This window comes from Rhodanobacter sp. B05 (assembly GCF_002001085.1).
In the GTDB taxonomy this organism is placed as follows: domain Bacteria; phylum Pseudomonadota; class Gammaproteobacteria; order Xanthomonadales; family Rhodanobacteraceae; genus Rhodanobacter.
The window spans coordinates 109925-131163 of the sequence record NZ_MUNU01000016.1 but is presented as its reverse complement, the minus strand read 5'-3'; the positions used below and the strand labels follow the sequence as shown (position 1 = coordinate 131163).

Below are 21239 nucleotides of genomic sequence, written 5' to 3'. Positions count from 1 at the left end.
AGCTCCATGACCCCTACGCGCTAGCGCCAACTGCATGGCGACTGGCGCATACTGCAAGTTCTATGGCGTGTTCTGCATATCATCGAGCCGGTCCGCTTTCTAGACTTTCTCCACGCTCGCGGAATCTCCTGCGGGCGGCCCCCAAGGAGTAAGTCATGTCCAACCAAGTTGCCCTCATCACAGGTGGAGCCACCGGCATCGGTAAGGCCGTCGCGCTCAAGCTCGTCACCAGCGGCGTCACGGTCGTCCTGAGCGGACGCCGCCAGAATATCGGCGACGCGGCTGTCGCCGAAGTAACCGCCGCTGCTCGGAACGGTGCGCAGGTGCGCTTCGTCCAGAACGACGTCACCGACGAAGTCGCGGTAAAGGCCATGATCGACGGTATCGTCGCCGAGTTCGGCCGGCTGGATATGGCCGTCAACAATGCGGCCATTTCCAACGAGACCGGTACGCTCGTCACGTCGAGCAGCCAGAATTTCCGGGACATGGTCGACACCAACATCCTGGGCGTCTACTACACGATGAAGCACGAAATTTCCCAGATGCTGAAGCAAGGCGCCGGCGCGATCGTGAACCTGGCCTCCATCGCGGGTTTGAATGGCATTCCCTACTCAGGCCCTTACGCCGCCACCAAGCACGCGGTGATGGGCCTGACCAAGTCCTCCGCGCTGGACCACGCGACGCAGGGTCTGCGCATCAATGCGGTCGCTCCCGGCGCCATCAAGACGGACATTATTGCCGCCCAGCTGGAAGGCAATGACGAGAACTACAACGCGGCCAGCATTTCGGCGATGCATCCGATGAATCGCCTGGGCCAACCGGACGAAGTGGCCAACGCCATCTGCTGGCTGTTGTCGGATGAAGCGAGCTTCGTCACCGGCCACGTGTTGAGCGTGGACGGCGGCTTTCAGGCCAAGTAAGCGACATGCGTAGCCTGGCTGCTGACCGAGTGAAGATTCCCGCCGCGCTCTGGGAGGGCCTAAAGCGCGCCGGCGTCAACCGTGCGGAAGTGGTACGGCGCGCGAGTCTCCCGCTGGGCGCGATCAAGGATGGACTGCCCGTCACGACGCAGAAGTTCTTCGGGGTCTGGCGTGCCATAGAGGCAGTTAGTGCGGACCCGGCTATCGGCCTGCGGATCGCCACCAGACTCGACGCTGCCGTGATGCCACCGTCCTTTTTGGCGTCCTATCATGCGCGGGATTTCCGGGATGCACTGCAGCGGGTCGCGCGCTTCAAGCGCCTGTGTGCGCCCGAGGATGTGGCGGTCCAGGAGGACGGCGACTACGCTGTGGTCGTCGTCGCTTGGCCGCATGCCGACGGCGACGTGGTGCCACCCGCACTGGTTGACGCCACGATGGCGGCGCTCGTCGAACTCGGTCGACGTGGCACTGCGTCGCCGCTGGTGCCAATGAAGGTCGAGCTGGCGCGCCCAGCGCGCGCCAAGGCAGCGCTTGAAACCTACTTCGGGTGCCCGATTCGCTTCCGCACCGCCGAGGACCGGCTTGTTTTCCGCCGCACCGATCTGGACAGGGCGTTCGGGAACTACAACGAGGCGCTGTTGGAACTCCTGACCCCGGAGCTCGACCGACAGCTCGGGCATCAGACCCATTCGGCAACCGTCTCCGAGCAGATCAAGTGGGTGCTACGCCGGCGACTGACGGCCGGACGCCCAGACATCCGATCAGTCGCCACCGAGCTGGCCATGAGCGAGCGTTCGCTGCAGCGCCGACTGACTGACGAAGGCGTTACGTTCCAGGCTTTGCTCAGCGAAACCCGCCACAAGTTGTCGTTGGAATACTTGGCCGATCTGTCGCTGTCGATCGTTGAAGTGGCCTACATGCTGGGTTATGAGGACCAGAATTCGTTCTTCCGCGCGTTCCGGCAGTGGGAAGACCTGACACCCACATCGTGGCGCGCCAAGCATGGCCACGCCGCGGCGCAGCCAGTTCACCCCGGAGGTGCTCGATGACGTCCCCGCATGATTTTGCGCTTCCACTGCAAGCGGCCTTGCTCGAATACTTTGCTGGCGAGCGTAGGGAGATGCTGCTTGTCCTGGGCGGCTCGGCACTTTTCGTGACGCTGGCCGTCTGGTTGTGGATCGCGGATCGCTCCGCGTTTGCCACGGGTTTCACTGTAACCGTCCTGATCAGCGTCGCGCTGGTGGCATCCACGGCCGGCTCACTACTTGTGCGCGACAAGTCTTTGGTAGGCACGCTAACGCAGCAGGTAAATTCGCCTGACGCACGTGCCGCCATCCAGGCCGAACGTGGGCGGGTCGAAGTGGTGGCGTCCAAGTATCGCTACTATCGGTATGGCGCAGCGACGATCACCGCGCTTGTGCTGCTGGGCCTGCTGCTGTCGCATCGGCCGTGGGTACACGGTGTGGCCGCGGGCCTCTTGCTCCTTGTCGTGGCCCAAGTGATGATCGACCACTACTCTGAGCGACGGGCTGGCCTATACCTCGAACGCCTGACCCAGTCCGCCAACGCACCAAATCCCTGATCCTTTCCCGCTGAGCATGCTGTTAATTCAATTGACTCAGGTCTGGCTGGACGTCCGCTTCTGGCCGACCTGAGACATACGCCAACTCGGGAAATCCCGCTTGATGCGGGGTCTCTCGCTCTCGGCTCTCGGGCTCTCGCCACCGCGCAGCGGTGGCGTACCGAGTGCGGGCCACGATGGCCCGCTGCTCTACCGGGGCCCCTGTGCGGCGGTGAGGCGGAGTCGACAGGCCGCGCAGCGGGCATCGGCATGGATGCCGATGCCTTTTCGCCAGGACAGGAGTCCTGTCGAAAAGCCCGGCCCCGGCTCACGGACTTGCCGCCCATGGATGGGCGGCAAGCGCCAAGTGGGGTGTCGTTTTCTCTTGGGTACTTCTCTTTTGGACAAGCAAAAGAGAAGTACCTCGGGCGCCGCAGGCGCACGAAAGCCCTTGATCTTTCGACCGGCGAACCCCGCGGCTATGTGCCAAACCTGACGACCAATCAATCACCATCGCGCTCGCGCACCGCCTCCATCGTCAGCGACGCCAACTGCCGCAACCTCCCACTCCCCGCATCCGCCAACAACTCCCTCAACCGCGCCCCCGCATCATCCTGATCCAGCGTATGCCGCTCGGCCAGTGACGCCGCCAACGCCCGCCCCATCGAATCGAAGATCAGCGCGTAGGCGAACGCATGCAACACGCCACCACCCAGCGTCCCCAAACCGGGAAATGCCTTCAGCGCGTTGCCCGCCACCGCCAGCACGATCGAGCTGCCGGTGCGCAAGGTGAGCTTGGCCTGTTGCACGAAATCCTCGATCTGCACTTCGCTGACCTTGACGCCATACAACTCGGCCAGCGCGCGGGTGAGGCCGGTGGCGAGCACGCCCTGGATCACCAGGTCGCTGCCGGGTGCCACCGCCGCCATCGCGCCAACGATGGCGCGGCGCGCGTATTTGCGCACGATGCGTTCGGCCTGTTCGGCGCGGGTCTGCGCTTCCAGCGCGCCGGTGCGCTGGTGCAGGCCGGCGAGCACGGCGTTCTCGCGCAGTGGTTCCAGCCCTTCGGCGCCGGGTGCGGTGAGGCGGGCGAGGGCCTGCAGCAGGGGTTCGATCACGGGCTTGCGCTGGCGCTCGACCGATTCGGTGCTGCCGTCGGCGAGCTGGCGCTGGTAGCGCTCGCTGCCGCCGGCGCTGATCGCGATCACGGCGCTGGCGATGCCGCGCGATTGCTGGCGCAGCCTGGCCAGCAACTGGTCGAGCTCGCTGGCGTTCCACTGGTCGGCCTTGTTCAACGCCAGCAGCAGCGGCTTGCCGAAGTCGGCGAGCCAGCGCAGTTCGTCGACCTGGCCACGGGTAAGGTCGCCGGCGCACAGGTAGACCACCGCGTGGGCGCGCAGCGCTTCCTCGCGCGCGGCGGTTTCGCGCGCTTCGCCGCCGCTTTCGCGGCTACCGGGGACGTCGGCCAGCACCACGCTGCGGCCATCGGGCAAGCTGCTGTCGTAGTGGCCGACGCTGCGTGTGGTGCCGCCGCGTGCATCGCTGGCGAGCTGGGCCTGCGGCGCCAGCGCGCGGATCAGGCTCGATTTTCCGGTGGAGATTTCGCCGAACACGGCGACATGCAGTCGCGCGCCGAGCCGGCGTCGATCGAGTTCGCCCAGCTCGCTGGCGAGCGCGCCGGTGTCGGCGCCGTGCTCGCGCAACTGGCCGATGCGCTGTTCCAGATTGCCGCGATCCGGCACCGGCAGCGGCCGTCGCTTGCGTCGTGGGCGCAGCAGCCACCACAGCACGCTCAATCCTGCGGCGGCGAAGACCGCCAACACCACGCCCAGCGTCCATTGCAACGCCACCGGCAGGGTCAGGAAGCGCTGGGTCAGGGCGAGGAAGCGCTCCGCCGCAGCGAACAGCAACCACAGCAGCGCGGCCATGGCCAGTGCGGCAAACAGCAATCGCAGGCGTCGGGACATGCGGGCATTCTAGCCGCTCGCCTGGATGGATCGGGCTCGTTTCGGGATGCGTGCACCATCACGTATTTTGCCGGCGCGGCGCTCGCCGCTGCGGGCGCAATTTGGCATGATGAGGACAATCAGGGGAATCCACGCATGCTTGCAGCGCTCGTGCTGAATGCGGTTCTGGCGGTTGCCGCGCCGGCATCCAGCGTCGGTGCGGCCGGTGTGGTTGCGCCTGCGGCAGCGACGTCGACGAACGCGGCGAGCATTCCGGCCACGCCGCAGTTCCGCCGCTACGGCGTGGCCGATGGCGTGCCCAGCGGTTCGATCTATGCCGTGGCGCAGGACCGGCGTGGCCTGATGTGGTTCGGTGCCGATGGCGGCCTGGTGCGTTACGACGGCATCGCGTTCAAGGTGTTCCGGCACGTGCCTGGCGATCCGCTGTCCCTGCCGAGCAACCAGATCTACACGCTGTTCGTCGACCGCGCCAACCGCATCTGGGCCGGCGGCGTTTCCGCCGGATTGATCGCCTACGACGAGGCCAGCGGGCGTTTCCGGCACTGGGAGCATGACGCGAAGGATCCGCACAGTCTCAGCAACAACGAGGTGTGGAGCATCGCGCAGACGCCAGACGGACAGCTCTGGGTGGCCACCCAGGGCGGGCTCGACCGCATGCGTGCCGATCGCAGCGGCTTCGATCCGGTGCGCCTGGATGCGGGAACGACCCACGCCGCGTCGTTCGGTCCGACCCGCGCGCTGCTGGCCGGCAGCGATGGACGCTTGTGGATCGGCACCGAGAGCGGCTTGTACGTTCGTTCGGCGGACGGCACGATCCGGCGCGTTGCGATCGACCCGGCGTTTCGCGGCGACATCGGCGCGGTGTGGCGCATCGAGGGGAGTGCGGGCGAAGTGCGCGTGGCCGTCACCGGCGGCCTGCTGGTGGTCGGTGCGGACGGTGTGGCGCGGCCGCTGGCGAACCAGCAACTGGCCGGCACGCGCATCCTGGGCAGCGTGCGCGATACCCAGGGGCGCTTGTGGCTGGGCAGCCTCGATGGTGTCTGGCTGGACTCCGGCAACGGACCCCTGCAACACATCGTGGGCGAGCCGTTGTTGCCCGGTGGCCTGCCGAGCGACCGCCTGTGGCAGATTTTCCGCGACCGCGAAGGCGGGCTCTGGTTCACGTTCGATCAATCCGCGATTGCCTACCTGCCGCCGAGCTGGAATGGCTTCGCCCGCTTCACGCATGTTCCGGACCAGCCGGGCAGCCTGTCGAACACGGCGGCGCTGTCGGTATTGCCCGGACACGATGGCAAGTTGTGGGTGAGCGGATACAACGGCTGGGTCGACAAGCTCGACACGGCGACCGGCGAGGTCACCCACGTCGTGCATGGCCTGCCCGGCAACCTGACCTCGCTGGCCGAGGATGCGCGGGGCCGCCTGTGGATGACCGGGCCCGGCAGGCTCTATCGCTACGACCATGGCAAGCTGCTCACTCTGGGGCCCGACCAGACGCACATGAAGCGGCCGATTTTTCTGGCCGGCGAAACGGACGGACACATCGTCGCGGCTTCATGGGGCGATGGCGCATTTGCGCTCGATCCCGACACGCTGGTGTCGAGACCATTGCTGCCGCCCGACGCGCCGGAGGACAGCCGCTTCCCGGATCAGGTACGTACACACGGCGGGGCAATCTGGTACGCCAGCATGGCGGGCCTGATGCGCAGCGACAGATCGGATCGGTTGCTGGCCTTCGTGCCCGGCGTGCCAAGGCGGGAGGTCTACAGTTTCGCGTTCGATCGCGATGGCTTCTGGATCGCCACCGAGCAGGCGCTGGAACACTACCGGTATGCCGACGGACGCGCGACGCGCGACGACAGCGTCGACATCAGCCGCATGGGGCTGATTGCCGACCTCCGGACCATGCTCGTCGATCGAGCCGGGCACCTGTGGCTGTTCAGCAGCCCGGGTCTGCGCCGCTTCGATCCGACCTCCCATCGCTTCACCATGTTCGGCGCGGCGCAGGGCTTGTCGAATTCGGAATTCAGCAATGGCTCCGCGGTGATCACGGCGGACGGCAACGTGCTGGCCGCCAGCAGCGGCGGCGTGATGGCATTCCAGCCGAGCCAGCTGGCCCGGCTCGAGCGGCCGGGACCGCCACCGTTGCTCTCGATCACGCGGATCAGCGTGCGACGGGAAGGAAAAGTCGTCCTGTTGCCGCTGGACAAGCCGGTGCGACTGGGCTGGCGCGACAGAGACCTGCGGGTGGAGGCGAGGATAGCTTCCTACGTGGACCCGGCCACCAACAGTTACTACTACCACATGCTCGGATTCGACACCGGCTGGGTTGGCGTGGGCAGCCTCGGGCAGCGCGAATTCGTGGGGCTGGGTGCGGGCAACTACACCTTGCAGGTGCATGGCCGGGGCGCGGATGGCCAATGGGGCAAGGCGCCGCGGCTGACGATTCATGTCCAGGCGCCGCCGTGGGCACGCTGGTGGGCGTGGCTGCTGTATGTGCTGCTGGTGGTGGCGTTCACCGGCCTGCTCCTGCACGGCTGGCGCAGGCGCCTGGCGCAACGCCATCAGGTGCAGCTGGCCGAGCAGCAGCGGCAGATGGCCGAGGCCGCAAGTGCGGCGAAAACCCAGTTCCTGGCCACCCTCAGCCACGAGATCCGCACGCCGATGACCGGCGTGATGGGCATGGCCGAACTGCTGTTGAGCACGCCGCTGAATCCGCTGCAGCACGACTACACGCGCGCCATGCAACGCTCCGGCGGGATGTTGCTCAAGCTGCTCAACGACGCGCTGGACCTGGCCCGCATCGAAGCCGGCCGGCTCGAGCTCGAGCCGGCGCCGTTCAATCCGCGCCAGTTGCTGGAGGACGTGGCGCAACTGGAGCAGGGCCTTGCGCATGCGAAGGGCATCCGCTTCGTGCTGGAGCTGGCCGACGACCTGCCGCCCGAGGTGGTCGGCGATGCGGTGCGGATCAAGCAGGTGCTGCTGAACCTGGCCAACAACGCACTGAAGTTCACCGAGCAGGGCCACGTCGACTTGCGTGCCACGCGCACGGCCGACGGTTTGCTGTTCAGCGTCAGCGATACCGGGCCGGGCATTCCCGAGGCCAGCCAGGTGCGCCTGTTCCAGCGCTTCGAACAGGCCGAGGGTCCGCAACGCCGTGCCGGCAGCGGCCTGGGCCTGGCGATCTGCCGCGAGCTGGTCGACATGATGGGTGGCAGCATCGAACTGGAATCGCGCGTCGGCCACGGCAGCACGTTCCGCGTGCGGCTGCCACTGGTCGAGCCCGTGGCGGTCGACGCCTTGCCGATGACGAACCAGGGCGGCAAGCATCGGTTGCTGCTGGTGGAGGACGACACCATCGTGGCGGCGGTGATCCGCGGCCTGCTCGAGCGCGAGGGCCACAGCCTGGTACACGTGGTCAACGGGCTGGCGGCGCTGGCCGAGCTGGCTCACGCGAGTTTCGATGCGGTACTGCTGGACCTGGACCTGCCCGGTGTCGACGGTTTCCAGATCGCCCGGCTGATCCGGCAGCGCGAATCCCCAGGCGAGCAGCTGCCGATCATCGCGGTGACCGCCCGTTCCGGCGGCCGCGACGAGAAGCGCGCCCGCGAGGCGGGCATGGATGGTTTCCTGCGCAAGCCGGTCAGCGGCGAGCAACTGGTTGCGGCGCTGGCGCGGGTCATCGGTGCGCCGACAGCAACGCCGCTGGCCTGACAGCAATGCAGGTTGTCGTAGGAGCCCGCTCGCGGGCGATGCTTTTGTTCTGATCTCCGTCGTGCATCAGAACAAAAGCATCGCCCGCGAGCGGGCTCCTACATGTCGAACTTGTGCAGTTCGAAGCCGCGTCGCTGGTATTCGCGCCAGCGCTCGCGCGAGCCGTCGCGCGCGGCCGGATCGGCGGCCACCACCTCAAGCACGCGCTGGCAGGGACGGTCGACACCGTGGTCGCGCAGGTTGATCAGCAGGGGACGGTCAGGCGTGTCCACTCCGGGCGGCACGATCAGCACCGCGGTCTGCGCGTCGTCGTCATCGCCGGCCAACTGGTGCGGAATCATCGCGTCGTCGTCGAACGCCCACAGCAACTCGTCCAGCGCGTGCGCCTGCTCATGGTCGCGGGTCAGGATCAGGGTCGGCTGCTGCGCCGCATACGCCTTCTTCGCCAGCTCGCACGCCAGCAGCAGCGGCTGCTCGCGGAAACGCGGCTTGTCGATCAGGTAGAAGTCGGCGCGCATGGAAGCAAGGAGTGAGTGGAGAGGAGTGAGGAGTGAGAAGGAGACGTGGAGTTCCGGAAAGGTATGCGGTGTGCAAGGCGGAGTCGGGAAGCGAATGGAGACGCAGGGCGAGGAAACTGCCAGCTCTCTCTCCACTCACTCCTCCCCACTCACTCCTCGCTCCTGCTTATCAGCCACTGCGCCAGCAGCGTTACCGGGCGGCCGGTGGCGAGGCCCTTGCGACCTTCTTCCCAAGCGGTGCCGGCGATGTCGAGGTGGGCCCAGCGCTGGCCGTCGGTGAAGCGCGACAGGAAGCAGCCGGCGGTGATCGCGCCGGCGGTCTTGCCGCCGATGTTGGCGACGTCGGCGAAGCCGGACTCCAGCTGCGCCTGGTAGTCGTCCCACAGCGGCAGGCGCCAGGCGCGGTCGAGGGTTTCCTCGCCGGCGGCGAGCAGCTCGGCGGCAAGGTCGTCGTGCTTGCTCATCAGGCCGCTGGCGTGCTTGCCCAGGGCGACCACGCAGGCGCCGGTCAGGGTGGCCGCGTCGATGATGGTGTGTGGCTGGAACGTGCGCGCGGTCCAGGTCAGCGCGTCGCACAGGATCAGACGTCCCTCGGCATCGGTGTTGAGCACCTCGATGGTCAGGCCGGACAGGCTGGTCAGCACGTCGCTGGGGCGGTAGCTGTCGCCGTCGGGCATGTTCTCCACGCTCGGCACCACGCACACCAGGTTGAGCTTGAGGCCCATCTTCACCGCGGCCACGAACGCACCGAGCACGCCGGCGGCGCCGCCCATGTCGAACTTCATGTCTTCCATGCCCGGGCCGGGCTTGAGGCTGATGCCGCCGGAGTCGAAGGTGACACCCTTGCCGACGAAGGCGTACGGCTTGTCGCCTTCGTTGCCGCCCTTGTATTCCAGTGCGATGAGTCGCGGCTTGTTGGCCGAGCCGCGCCCCACCGCGAGCAGCGAGCCGAAACCGAGCGTGGTCATCTCCACTTCGTCGAGCACGCTGCAGCTGACCTTGTCGTGGTTGTCGGCAAAAGCCCTGGCCTGCCCGGCGATGTAAACCGGGGTGCAGATGTTCGGCGGCAGGTTGGCCAGCTCGCGGGCGAAACGCACGCCTTCGGCGATGGCGGTGGCCTGGTCCAGCGATGCCTGTTCACCGGCGCCGCCGGCGAACGCGATCGCCGCCAGTTCCGCTGGCTTCGCCTTGTCGCGCGGCTTGAACGTGGCGGTGTAGCGATAGGCGGCGAAGTCGCTGGCCAGCGCGGCCACGCGCACGCGCCAGCCGGCGTCGCGGCCCGGCACGTCCACCTCGGTGAGGTACGACACCGCTGCGGTCACCGGCAGGCGGCCAAGCGCACGGGCGGCTTCGTGAGTTACCTTCTGGTAACGCGCGCCGTCGAACGATTTCTGCACGCCCAGGCCGACCACCAGCACGCGCTTCGCAGCGATGCCGGAGGGTGCGAACAGCAGGCTGCTGCTGCCGGCCTTGCCGGTGATGTCGCCGCTCTCCAGCTGGTGCCTGATCAGTCCGCCGCTGGCACGATCCACCCGTTCGGCCGCGCTGCTGAGCACGCCCTGTTCGTACACGCCGACCATGATGCAGGCGCTGTCGACGGATTCGGGTGCGTGGGTGCCAAGGCTGAACTGGAGGGTCATCGGATGCGTTCCGGTGTGGGCCCGGCGGTGACCGGACAGGCTAGACTTGCGGTTTTCCGGCCATCAGGCCGAACCGGGCAAGTGCACAAGTTTATCGCATGCTGAGCATTCTCGACCGCTATTTCCTGCGCGAGCTGGCACAAACCGTGGCTGCCACGGTGGTGGTGCTGCTGGTGGTCGTGGCGGGCAGCGCCTTCGCCAAGGTGTTGCAGCAGGTGGCGAACGGGAGCTTTCCGGCCAGCGTGATGTTCCAGGTGCTGGGCCTGCGCACGCTGGATGGCCTGACCAATCTGATGCCGCTGGCCAGTTTCGTCGGCGTGCTGATGGGGTTGGGCCGGATGTACCGCGAGAGCGAGATGCACGTGCTGTCTTCCTCCGGCATGGGTCCGGCCGGCTTGTTGCGGCCGATGGCCATGCTGGGCGTGGTGCTGGTGTTGATCACCATGCTGGTTTCGCTCTGGCTGGGGCCGTGGGCCGTGCGCACCAGCGATGCCCTGGTCGCAGCGGCAAACCGTTCGGTGATTGCCGCGGGTCTGGATGCGGGGCGCTTCACCAGCCTGCCCGGCAAGGGCGGCATCATCTTCGTCGACAGCCTCAGTCGCGACGGCACCCAGCTGGGGCGCACCTTCGTGGCGACCCAGCGCACCAGCAAGGATGGCCATGCGCATCTGAAAGTGGTCAGCGCGGCCAGTGGCTCGCTGTACCAGGAAAGCGACGGCGATGGCCGTTTCATCGCGTTCAAGGATGGCTGGCAATACGACATCCCGCTGGGTGCCGACAACTGGCGCGAGATGCAATACGGCCGCAACGACACCTCGCTGTCCAGCGTGCAGGCGAGCGACGACGAGGATCCGTCGCACTCCAAGGACACCTGGACGCTGGCGGGTTCGGACGATCCGGACGATCGCGCCGAGTTTGCCTGGCGCGCCAACGCGCCGCCGTTGACCCTGGTGTTGCTGTTGCTGGCCTTGCCGCTGTCGCGGCAGAGTCCGCGCGAACCCAAGTACGGCCGCCTGCTGCTGGCGGTGCTCGCGTTCTATCTCTACTACCTGCTGCTCGCGCTGGGCCGTGGCCAGATCGCCAAGGGCCACTGGCACAACGAGGCGCCGTTGTGGGGGCTGCACCTGGTGGTGCTGGCGCTGGCCGGCTGGATGCTGTGGAAGCAGTATTCGCCGCGCCGGCTGCCGGCGCCGGTGGCAGGCGCGGCGCGATGAGTGTGTTCAACGTCAAGCGGGTGGATCGGCTGGTGGCGATCAGCGTGCTCGGCTCGCTGCTCATGGTGTGGCTGGTGCTCACCGGTTTCGATGCGGTGACCCAGTTCCTGCGCCAGCTTGGCAGCGTCGGCAAGAACGGCTACACGGTGAGCAATGCCGTGGTCTACGTACTGGTGACGTTTCCGCGTCGTGCCTACGAGATGTTCGGCAATGCCGCACTGATCGGCGGCCTGCTTGGCCTGGGCGGGCTGGCCGGCAGCGGCGAGCTCACCGCGCTGCGCGCGGCCGGCATGTCGCGGCTGCGCATCGCCGGCTCGGCGGTGGGCGTGGTCGCGGTACTCATCGTCGGCGTGGTGATCCTGGGCGAAACGGCCGCGCCGTGGGGCGACCAGCAGGCGCAGGCGATGCAGCTGAGGATGAAATCCGGCAACCTCGGCATGGGCACCGACAGCGGGCTGTGGGCGCGTGATGGCGACGACATCATCAATGCGCGGGGCACCACGCTCAAACAGCACGATGGCGTGAGCGAAGTGCAGTTGAGCGACGTGCGGGTATTCACGTTCACTGGCGATGGGAAACTCAGCCGCTTCCAGTGGGCAAAGACCGCCGGCCACGACGGCCACGAGTGGATCCTGCACGACGTGCGCAGCACCACGCTGGATGCGCAGGGCACCCATTCCACCGTGATTCCCGCCGAGCCCTGGCGATCGAGTCTCAACCCGCAGGTGCTGGCGCAGTCGGTGATCCTGCCGCAATACCTGTCCATGCGCGATCTCCGTCGCAACATGCATTATCTGGAAAGCAACGGCGAGAGTCCCGGCAGCTACGCGGTGGCGTTCTGGGGCCGTGCGCTGTATCCGCTCAACGTGCTGGTGCTGGTGTTGTGCGCGATGCCGTTCGCGTTCGGCACCTTGCGTTCCGGCGGCCTCGGCAAGCGGATGTTCATCGGCATGTTGCTGGCGATCGGGTGGTATTTCCTGCAGCAAGCGATGGTGAACTTCGGCACCGTCTACGGCATGCCGCCGCTGCTGGCCAACCTGCTGCCGGCGGTCCTGCTGGCCTGCCTTGCGTGGTTGTATTTCCGGCGACGTGTTTGAGAGGCCGGGATTCGTGATTTGGGATACGGGATTCGGAAAAGCGAGCGGCTCCCGGCACTCTGCTCTTGTCTTCCAGAATCCCGAACCCCCATTCGTACCCAACCGAGATCACCATGAAATCCATTGATCTGCGCAGCGACACAGTGACCAACCCGACGGCGGCGATGCGAGCGGCGATGGTGGCAGCCGAGGTAGGCGACGATGTATACGGCGAGGATCCCACCGTCAATGCGTTGCAGCAGCGGCTGGCCGACGAGCTGGGTTTCGAGGCCGGCTTGTTCGTGCCCAGCGGCACCCAGTCCAACCTGCTGGCCTTGCTCGCGCACTGCGAGCGCGGCGACGAATACCTGGTCGGCATGGACGCGCACACCTACAAGTTCGAGGGCGGCGGCGCCGCGGTGCTGGGTTCGATCCAGCCGCAGCCGATCGTGCAGGCGGAGGATGGTTCGCTGCCGCTGGAGCGGATAGAGGCGGCGATCAAGCCGGTCGATCCGCACTTCGCGCGCAGCCGGCTGCTGGCCCTGGAAAATACCTGGCACGGCCGTCCGTTGCCGCTGGATTATCTGGATGCCGCGCACGAGCTGGCGCGCAAGCATGGGCTGGGCCTGCACCTGGATGGGGCGCGGCTGTTCAACGCGGCGATCGCCTGCGACGTGCCGGCGCGCGCGATCACGCGGCACTTCGATACCGTGTCGATCTGCCTGTCCAAGGGCCTGGGTGCGCCAGTCGGTTCGGTGCTGGTCGGTTCGAGTGCGCTGGTCGACAAGGCGCGGCGCTGGCGCAAGGTCTGTGGTGGCGGCTGGCGCCAGGCGGGCATCCTTGCCGCCGCCGGGCTGCACGCACTGGATCATCACGTGGCGCGACTGGCCGACGATCATCGCCGCGCAGCGTACCTGGCCGGCCGCCTGCGCGAGATCGCCGGCGTCGACCTGCTTGGTCAGCACACCAACATGGTCTTCATCGACGTGCCGGCTGCGCGCCTGCGCGAACTGGACGTCCATCTGCGCGAGGCCGGCATCCGCATCAGCATCGGCTACCTGCCCACGTTGCGACTGGTCACCCACCTGGACATCGACGACGACGGCATCGAGCGCACGGTGGCGGCGTTCCGCGAGTTTTTCGCGCGCCGGGCTTGAAGGCATCGTCCCGCATGCCGAGGCGGTTTTGCTTGACGCGCCGGACGGTCGACGCCGACAGCCGCGCAACGATGGTTTGCTAGCATGGCAGGGATGAAAGCCACCGCCCTCGACCTGCTGCAAAGTGTTTTCGGTTACCCGGGTTTCCGCGGCCAGCAACAGGCCGTCATCGAGCACCTCGGCGAAGGCGGCGATGCGCTGGTGCTGATGCCGACCGGCGGCGGCAAGTCGCTGTGCTACCAGATTCCCGCCCTGCTGCGCCAGGGCACGGCGATCGTGGTGTCGCCACTGATCGCCTTGATGCAGGACCAGGTCGATGCGCTGCGCGAGGCGGGCGTGGCGGCGGCGTATCTCAATTCCAGTCTCGCCGCGGATGCGCAACGCGAGGTCGAGCGGCAATTGCTGGCCGGCGAGCTGAACCTGCTCTACGTGGCGCCGGAACGCCTGCTCACCGCGCGCTTCCTCGAACAGCTCGAACGCACCGAGGTGGCGCTGTTCGCGATCGACGAGGCGCATTGCGTGTCGCAGTGGGGTCACGATTTCCGTCCGGAATACCGCGAGCTGGCGATCCTGCACCAGCGCTTTCCGCAGGTGCCGCGCATTGCGCTCACCGCCACCGCCGATCCGCGCACCCGCGAGGAGATCGTCGAGCGACTGTCGCTGCAGAATGCACGGCAGTTCGTCTCCAGCTTCGACCGGCCCAACATCGGCTACCGCGTCGGCCTGCGCCACAACGCGAAGCGCCAGCTGGGCGAATTCCTGCTTGGTCACGAAGGCGAATCCGGCATCGTGTATTGCCTGAGCCGGCGCAAGGTGGACGACACCGCCGCATGGCTGGCCGAGTCTGGCATCGAGGCGTTGCCGTATCACGCGGGGCTGGATGCGGCCACGCGTGCGAAGAATCAGCAGCGTTTTCTGCGCGAGGATGGCGTGGTGATGGTCGCCACCGTCGCGTTCGGCATGGGCATCGACAAGCCCGACGTGCGCTTCGTGGCGCATCTGGACCTGCCGCGCAGTATCGAGGGTTACTACCAGGAAACCGGTCGTGCCGGCCGCGATGGCCTGCCGGCCGAGGCGTGGATGATCTACGGCCTGTCCGACGTGGTCACCATGAGCCAGATGATCGCGCAGTCCGAATCCGCCGACGAGCGCAAGCGGGTCGAACGGCAGAAGCTTGAATCGCTGCTGGCCTACGCCGAGGCCACCGACTGCCGCCGCCAGTTGCTGCTGGGTGCGTTCGGCGAAACCTATCCCGGTCCCTGCGGACATTGCGACAACTGCATCGCGCCGCCGAAGACCTGGGATGCGACGGTGCCGGCACAGAAAGCCTTGTCGGCGGTATACCGCACCGGTCAGCGCTTCGGTTCGGGCCACGTCATCGACGTGCTGCGCGGCGAGGAGACCGAGCGCGTGCTCGGTCTCGATCATCATCGGCTCAGCACCTTCGGCATCGGCGCGGAGATGGACGAGAAGCAGTGGCGTTCGGTGTTCCGCCAACTGCTGGCGGCCGGCCTGCTGGAAGCCGACGCCGAAGGCTATGGCACCTTGCGCCTCACCACAGCCAGCCGTGCCGTGCTCAGCGGCGGCCGGCCGGTGAAGTTGCGCGAGGACGCGCGCCCTGAACGCGCCAGTCGTCGTCGCCGCGACAGCAAGCAGGTCACCGGCGGCAGCCTGGGCATCGAGGCTTACGAGCAGCCGATGTGGGACGAGCTGCGTGCGCTGCGCACGCAACTGGCCAAGCAGCAGGGCGTGCCGCCCTACGTGGTGTTCCACGATGCGACCTTGCTGGCGATGTTGCGCGCGCTGCCGGCGAATGAGGACGAGCTGGCCGGGATCAGTGGCGTGGGCGAGGCCAAGCTCAAGCGCTATGGGCGCGATTTTCTCGCGGTGATCAACGCCGCCGGCTGATCTTTGCGGTTGCTCGGCGCTCTTGCAGGTGTTCGGGCGGACTGGCGGCCAGCCAGCCATGGCAGGTGTTTCCCCGGATGAAAACAGTAGGGTATGCTGCGTGCTTGTTTGACAGCGCTGTCATCGAGTAATCCGGACGCCGCCCGTAATCGTTTACCGGCAGATGCGGCAAGCGATGGCGGGCAGGCGGCGTTGCATACGTATTCAATCGGACAGCACGACGGCGGCGCCGCAGAATCGGGCGCATGGGGACATGACATCAGCTGGGGGACGCGATGAGTTCGACGAGCGCGACAGATGGGCTGGGCCAGCACGCCACGCTGCGGGTGGTATTGATCTCGGCTGCCGCGGCACTGGGTGGCTTCTTGTTCGGTTTCGACACGGCCGTGATCAACGGCGCGGTCGATGCGATACGGGGCAACTTCGCCTTGAATGCCGGCGAGATCGGCTTCGCCGTGTCGTGCGCCTTGCTGGGCTCGGCGCTTGGTGCCTGGTACGCCGGCATGCTCGCCAACCGCTTCGGACGGGTGCGCACCATGCAGGTGGCGGCCGTGCTGCTGGTTGCCGCGGCCTTGGGGTCGGGCATGGCGACGGCCGTATGGGACCTGATCGTGTGGCGCCTGGTGGGTGGCATCGGCGTGGGCGTGGCCTCGGTGATCGCGCCCACCTATATCGCCGAGGTGGCGCCCGCGCGAATTCGCGGTCGGCTCGGTTCGATGCAGCAGCTGGCGATCGTGCTGGGCATCTTCGCGGCGTTGCTGAGCGATGCGTGGCTGGCCGATGCGTCGGGTGGTGCGGCAGGCGTGCTGTGGATGGGCATGCCGGCGTGGCGCTGGATGTTCCTGGCGGCAACGGTGCCCGCGCTGATCTACGGCCTGCTGGTGCTGGCGGTGCCCGAATCGCCGCGCCATCTGGTGGCCAAGGGCCGCTCGGCGGAAGCGCGCGTGGTGCTGCAGAAGGTGCTCAACATGCACAGCGCAGCGGCACTGGACAAGAAACTTGGCGACATCGAGGCCAGCCTGCGCTCGGAACACAAGCCGCGCCTGCGCGACCTGTGCAGCAAGGCCACGGGCCTGCTGCCGGTGGTATGGATCGGCATCCTGCTGTCGGTGTTCCAGCAGTTCGTGGGCATCAACGTGATCTTCTACTACTCGGCCACGCTGTGGCATTCGGTCGGCTTCAGCGAGGCCGATTCGTTCACCATCACGGTGGTCACCTCGATCGTCAACGTGCTGGTGACCCTGGTGGCGATCGCGCTGGTCGACCGGATCGGGCGCAAGCCGCTGCTGGTGATCGGCTCGGCCGGCATGGCGATCACCCTGGCGGCGATGGCCTGGTGCTTCTCGCAGGCCACCGGCACGGGCGCCGAGCTGAGCCTGCCCGGCGCCACCGGCATGGTGGCGCTGGTCGCGGCGAACGCCTACGTGGTGTTCTTCGGGGTGAGCTGGGGTCCGGTGGTGTGGGTGCTGCTGGGCGAGATGTTCCCCAACCGGATCCGCGCCACCGCGCTGGCGGTCGCCGCCTCGGCGCAGTGGCTGGCGAACTTCGCGATCACCAGCAGCTTCCCGGCGCTGGCCGAGATCGGCCTGAGCTTCGCCTACGGCCTGTATGCGGGCTTTGCCCTGCTTTCGCTGCTTTTCGTGCTGTACGCGGTGCGCGAGACCAAGGGCGTCGAACTGGAGGACATGCAGGCATGAGGATCACCGAGCACTCCTTTCTGGCCGGTGCCGCCGAACAGGTACCGGCCACCATCTGCCACGGCGTGGAGGCACGCCGGGCCATCTACGACAGGCGGCGTGCAAAGCGGTTAGGATTCGGAAACGGCGACGGCCCTCGCATGGCCGATCGTGCGTCGTTTGAAGGACAGTTTGCGGATCGGGTCGCGGATGAAGGGCAAGGCCACATCGATCGACATTGCACACCTGGCCGGGGTCTCCCAGGCCACGGTGTCGCGCGCCCTGTGCGGCAGCCCGCTGGTCAATGAGGAAACCCGGCGGCGCGTCCAGGCCGCCGCCGAGCAACTCAACTACAAGATCGACAAGAACGCCTCCAACCTGCGCCGGATGCACACCGGCACGCTGGCGCTGCTGTTCTTCGAAGATCCTACCGCCGACGAATCGCACATCAACCCGTTCTTCCTGTCGATGCTCGGTTCGATCACCCGCGCCTGCGCGTTGCAGGGCTACGACCTGCTGATCTCGTTCCAGCAACTGTCGGACGACTGGCACGCCGACTTCGCCGACAGCAAGAAGGCCGACGGCCTGATCCTGCTCGGCTATGGCGACTACCTGGCCTATCGCGACAAGCTGGAGAAACTGGTCGCGCAGGGCACCCGCTTCGTGCGCTGGGGCGCGGTGTTGCCGGACCAGCCCGGCGTGTCGTTCGGCAGCGACAACGTCTGTGGCGGCCGCGCGGTGGCCGAACACCTGCTTGGGCGCGGCTGCCGCCGCCTCGCCTTCCTCGGCGATGCCTCCAGCCACTATCCGGAATTCTTCGGCCGCTATCGCGGCTACGTCGATGCCCTCACCGCGGCCGGCGTCGAGGTCGACCCGGCCCTGCAGGAAAACGCCGAAAGCACCGAGCATTCCGGCTACGAGGCCATGCGCCGGCTGATCATGCAGGAGGTCGGCTTCGACGCCGTGTTCGCCGCCAGCGATCTGATCGCGATCGGCGCCATGCGCGCGCTCAGCGACCACGGCCTGCGCGTGCCGCAGGATGTCGCCCTGGCCGGCTTCGACGACATCGCCACCGCCAGCTTCGTCAACCCGCCGCTGACCACGGTGCTGCAGGATACCGGTCACGCCGGTGCGGTGCTGGTCGACAGCCTGCTGGGATTGATCCGCGGCGAGCCGGTGGAAAGCGAGGTGCTGCCGGTGAAGCTGATGGTCAGGAAGTCGAGTTTGCGGTGAGGTCGTTGCAAGGGGACCTTGAAACCGCCGTGTTTACTTACAACTTTTCACTGGAAGCGCGCCGCGGCCGGTTGGGACAACATAAACAAGCCATCGTTTATTGAGTTTGCTAATCACCAGATCAGCAAATCGACGCGCGTCTGCGGGGTTCGATCCCTCGGAAAAGCCAAGGGCCACCTCATAAGCTGACAAACCCAAGTTGCCGCCTTCCCATCCGACGCCATCCTTGCGATTAGCGCCCACATAAATAAGCGGATAGTTCGGGCTGGTTTTCAATTTTGTCAAGTCTTTCTGGGTGACCACGCCGCCGTCGGTAAAATCCATGCGTTGTGATTGAGAGATTGATTTCATCATCTCAGTGAACACTGCAACATTTTGCTCATTCCGTAGACATAGCTGAACCATCAGGAATGGGTGTTTTCCTGTACACCCAGAGAACAAGCTGAGCAAAAGAAGCAAAACAGCAAGGGCCACATATCGCTTCGTCTTTGTCACTGCACAAACCCCATCGTCGAATTACACGCGGCCCCCAAAACCCAAAACCTCAGAAAACATCAGCAAAACCTCAGGGTCAAATCTTGTTTTGACACATGTGGCCTGGAAATTTTCTGATGACGTATCACGTCCACTGATTGCCATGCGCTCCCATTCCGCCGCGCTGCGGGCGGACCACACAGAAGCGGTGGCCAGTCGGGGCCTCCATCACCACCCAGGTTTGGATGGCTTCAACCTTCCTGGCGCCCAGGGCTTCCAGGCGGCGCACCTCGGCCTCGATGTCGTCGCTTTCGATGTCCAGGTGCACGCGGCTGGGGTGTTCGACTTTCTGCAACTCGATCACCGGTTCGTCGTCATGGGTAACCAGGCCGATGTATTTTTCCTGCGTGGTATCGGTGCCTGCCTTGACCGGACGTCCGAGTGCCTGCGACCAGAAGCGCGCGGCGTCGCCGAGGTCGTTCGCGTGGCAATCGATGATCAGGCTGCACAGGCGGCTGCGATGCATGGCATGGGCTCCCTGGTGATCGGGCGTGGATTTGATCCCGAGCCTTGCGCATGCAGGAAGGTGGGTCAAGCACTGCGGTGGGCGAGGCGTCGCGCGATTCGCCGTGACGTTTCGGACGAGCTGCCACGTGGAGGCATCCGCTCTTGGCCACCGGAAACGCCAGTTGCTACTGTGTCGCCTCGACGCCGCCCACGAACTTCCACGGAGACGCTTCATGCAGGAACTGGCCGAGCTGATTCGCAGCGTGCCCGACTTTCCCCGCGCCGGGGTGATGTTCCGTGATGTCAGTCCGCTGCTGGCCAGTGCCGGCGGTTTTGCCCGCTGCATCGATGCGCTGGCCGAACCCTGGCAAGGGCAGGGCGTGCAGGCGGTGGGCGGAATCGAGGCGCGCGGCTTCATCTTCGGTGCCGCGCTGGCGCTGCGCCTGCAGGCGGGCTTCGTGCCGCTGCGCAAGCCCGGCAAGCTACCGCCGCCGGTGGCGTCGGTCGGGTATCAGCTGGAGTACGGCAGCGATCGGCTGGAGGTCCAGCGCGATGCGCTGAAGCCGGGCGAGCGGGTGCTGCTGCTGGATGACGTGCTGGCCACCGGCGGCACGCTGGCCGCGGCGGCGGCGCTGGTGGGTCAGGTCGGCGCCGAACTGGTCGGTGCCGGCGTGGTGATCGAGCTGGCCGTCCTGGGCGGGCGATCGCGCTGGCCGGTGGAGCTTCCGCTGCACAGCCTGCTGCGCTATTGACGGCGGTTGTGACCCGTTTGGCTGTCGCGCGAGAAGGAAGATTCAGGCAGCTATGCGAGAATGCGCAGACGCCATGCGCCGTTTGCGCCTGCGCCGGCACAAACCGAGGTTGCTGATGTTGAAGAGAATGTTGCTGTTGGGTCTGCTGGGATGGGCGGGCCAGGCCCTTGCGGTCACCGCACCTGCGCCGCTGGTTGGCCCCACGATCACCCCGGCGGCCGTGCAGATGGTGCAGCAGTCGATCCACAAGCTGTCGGCGAAAGTCGAGGTCGATTCGATCCAGCTGGCGCGGATCCCCGGCTTCTACCAGGTGATCGCCTCGGGCCAGATGGTCTACATCAGCACCGACGGCAAGTACCTGATGCATGGCGACGTGGTCGATCTCGCGCGGAGCGAGAACCTCAGCGACGACGCCTGGGCGAAGTTCCGCAAGACCGCACTGGCCAAGGTGCCGGCGGCGCAGCGGATCGTCTATGCGCCGGCCAATCCGAAGTACACGATCACTGTGTTCACCGATGTCAATTGCGGTTTCTGCCGGGCGCTGCACGAGCACATGGCCGCGTTCAACAAGGCCGGCATCGCGGTGGAGTACATGGCCTGGCCGCGCGAGGGCGTGACGACCACCTCGGGCAGCCTCACCCCGACCTACAAGGAGATGGTCTCGGTGTGGTGCGCGAAGGATCGCAAGGCGGCCTTCGAGGCGGCCACCAAGGGGCACTCGCCGCCCGCGGCCACCTGCGCCAACCCGGTCAAGGATCAGTTCGATCTGGGGTTGAAGCTGGGCGTCAGCGGCACGCCGACGATTTTCGGGCCGGATGGCGACACGCTTGGCGGCTATGTCACCCCGGAACAACTACTGCAATCGCTGCAGCCGGGCGGCTGACCTGAACGGCGGCGCGGGTCCCCGGCTGCTTATGCCGTATTG

Annotated in this window: 17 protein-coding genes; 12 read left to right on the top strand and 5 right to left on the bottom strand. The window is 66.5% G+C overall.

Translation table 11 applies throughout. The annotated features are described in order from the left end of the window. The first annotated feature begins 155 nt into the window (after nucleotides 1-155). The 3 genes from B0E47_RS11270 to B0E47_RS11260 are packed head-to-tail and all read left to right on the top strand — an operon-like array spanning nucleotide 156 to nucleotide 2502. Nucleotides 156-920, top strand: a complete 765-nt coding sequence (locus tag B0E47_RS11270) for a glucose 1-dehydrogenase (RefSeq protein WP_077514358.1) — start codon at nucleotides 156-158, stop codon at nucleotides 918-920. A 5-nt stretch (nucleotides 921-925) separates the two neighbouring features. Continuing rightward, entirely contained in the window at nucleotides 926-1969 is a 1044-nt protein-coding gene (locus tag B0E47_RS11265) for an AraC family transcriptional regulator (protein WP_077514357.1), read from the top strand. Continuing rightward, the gene (locus B0E47_RS11260) at nucleotides 1966-2502 is read left to right on the top strand and encodes a hypothetical protein (RefSeq protein WP_077514356.1); all 537 of its coding nucleotides are present in this window, start codon (nucleotides 1966-1968) and stop codon (nucleotides 2500-2502) included. Before B0E47_RS11265 ends, B0E47_RS11260 begins: the two co-directional genes overlap by 4 nt. 482 nt (nucleotides 2503-2984) lie before the next feature. On the opposite strand, the gene B0E47_RS11255 is transcribed toward B0E47_RS11260, so the two are convergent. After that, complete coding sequence (locus tag B0E47_RS11255; protein ID WP_077514355.1) at nucleotides 2985-4448, bottom strand: GTPase; 1464 nt, start codon at nucleotides 4446-4448, stop codon at nucleotides 2985-2987. Nucleotides 4449-4583: 135 nt separating this feature from the next. Between B0E47_RS11255 and B0E47_RS11250 the strand changes: the two genes are divergently transcribed. Beyond that, complete coding sequence (locus B0E47_RS11250; RefSeq protein ID WP_077514354.1) at nucleotides 4584-8159, top strand: hybrid sensor histidine kinase/response regulator; 3576 nt, start codon at nucleotides 4584-4586, stop codon at nucleotides 8157-8159. A 98-nt stretch (nucleotides 8160-8257) separates the two neighbouring features. Here B0E47_RS11250 and B0E47_RS11245 read toward each other — a convergent pair whose 3' ends face one another. Together B0E47_RS11245 and B0E47_RS11240 are read right to left on the bottom strand one after the other, a co-directional pair. Further along, nucleotides 8258-8677, bottom strand: a complete 420-nt coding sequence (locus tag B0E47_RS11245; protein ID WP_077514353.1) for a DNA polymerase III subunit chi — start codon at nucleotides 8675-8677, stop codon at nucleotides 8258-8260. Between the two features lie 149 nt (nucleotides 8678-8826). After that, a complete protein-coding gene (locus B0E47_RS11240) occupies nucleotides 8827-10317 on the bottom strand; it encodes a leucyl aminopeptidase (RefSeq protein WP_077514352.1) in 1491 nt (496 codons plus the stop codon). A gap of 98 nt (nucleotides 10318-10415) precedes the next feature. Between B0E47_RS11240 and lptF the strand changes: the two genes are divergently transcribed. From lptF to B0E47_RS11210, 6 genes are all read left to right on the top strand, one after another. After that, nucleotides 10416-11531, top strand: coding sequence for an LPS export ABC transporter permease LptF (gene lptF / locus B0E47_RS11235; protein WP_077514351.1), 1116 nt, complete (start codon nucleotides 10416-10418; stop codon nucleotides 11529-11531). Next, nucleotides 11528-12628 (top strand): LPS export ABC transporter permease LptG, encoded by a 1101-nt coding sequence (gene lptG, locus B0E47_RS11230; protein ID WP_077514403.1) that lies wholly within the window; start codon nucleotides 11528-11530, stop codon nucleotides 12626-12628. The genes lptF and lptG overlap by 4 nt, the downstream gene beginning before the upstream one ends. A 113-nt stretch (nucleotides 12629-12741) precedes the next feature. Beyond that, nucleotides 12742-13764, top strand: coding sequence for a low-specificity L-threonine aldolase (gene ltaE / locus B0E47_RS11225; RefSeq protein WP_077514350.1), 1023 nt, complete (start codon nucleotides 12742-12744; stop codon nucleotides 13762-13764). Between the two features lie 93 nt (nucleotides 13765-13857). Beyond that, the gene (gene recQ, locus B0E47_RS11220; protein ID WP_077514349.1) at nucleotides 13858-15672 is read left to right on the top strand and encodes a DNA helicase RecQ; all 1815 of its coding nucleotides are present in this window, start codon (nucleotides 13858-13860) and stop codon (nucleotides 15670-15672) included. Nucleotides 15673-15947: 275 nt separating this feature from the next. After that, entirely contained in the window at nucleotides 15948-17369 is a 1422-nt protein-coding gene (locus tag B0E47_RS11215; protein ID WP_077514348.1) for a sugar porter family MFS transporter, read from the top strand. Nucleotides 17370-17558: 189 nt separating this feature from the next. Continuing rightward, nucleotides 17559-18581 (top strand): LacI family DNA-binding transcriptional regulator, encoded by a 1023-nt coding sequence (locus tag B0E47_RS11210; protein ID WP_077514347.1) that lies wholly within the window; start codon nucleotides 17559-17561, stop codon nucleotides 18579-18581. A 33-nt stretch (nucleotides 18582-18614) separates the two neighbouring features. Here the strand turns inward: B0E47_RS11210 and B0E47_RS16885 are convergent, their stop codons facing one another. Together B0E47_RS16885 and B0E47_RS11205 are read right to left on the bottom strand one after the other, a co-directional pair. Next, the gene (locus B0E47_RS16885; protein WP_139351440.1) at nucleotides 18615-19055 is read right to left on the bottom strand and encodes a hypothetical protein; all 441 of its coding nucleotides are present in this window, start codon (nucleotides 19053-19055) and stop codon (nucleotides 18615-18617) included. 145 nt (nucleotides 19056-19200) lie between these two features. Then, the gene (locus B0E47_RS11205) at nucleotides 19201-19581 is read right to left on the bottom strand and encodes a VOC family protein (RefSeq protein WP_077514346.1); all 381 of its coding nucleotides are present in this window, start codon (nucleotides 19579-19581) and stop codon (nucleotides 19201-19203) included. A 214-nt stretch (nucleotides 19582-19795) separates the two neighbouring features. On the opposite strand from B0E47_RS11205, the gene B0E47_RS11200 reads away from it, so the two are divergent. Continuing rightward, on the top strand, nucleotides 19796-20314 hold the full coding sequence (locus B0E47_RS11200) for an adenine phosphoribosyltransferase (RefSeq protein WP_077514345.1): 519 nt from the start codon (nucleotides 19796-19798) through the stop codon (nucleotides 20312-20314). A gap of 115 nt (nucleotides 20315-20429) precedes the next feature. After that, nucleotides 20430-21197 (top strand): DsbC family protein, encoded by a 768-nt coding sequence (locus tag B0E47_RS11195; protein ID WP_077514402.1) that lies wholly within the window; start codon nucleotides 20430-20432, stop codon nucleotides 21195-21197. Nucleotides 21198-21239 lie beyond the last annotated feature (42 nt).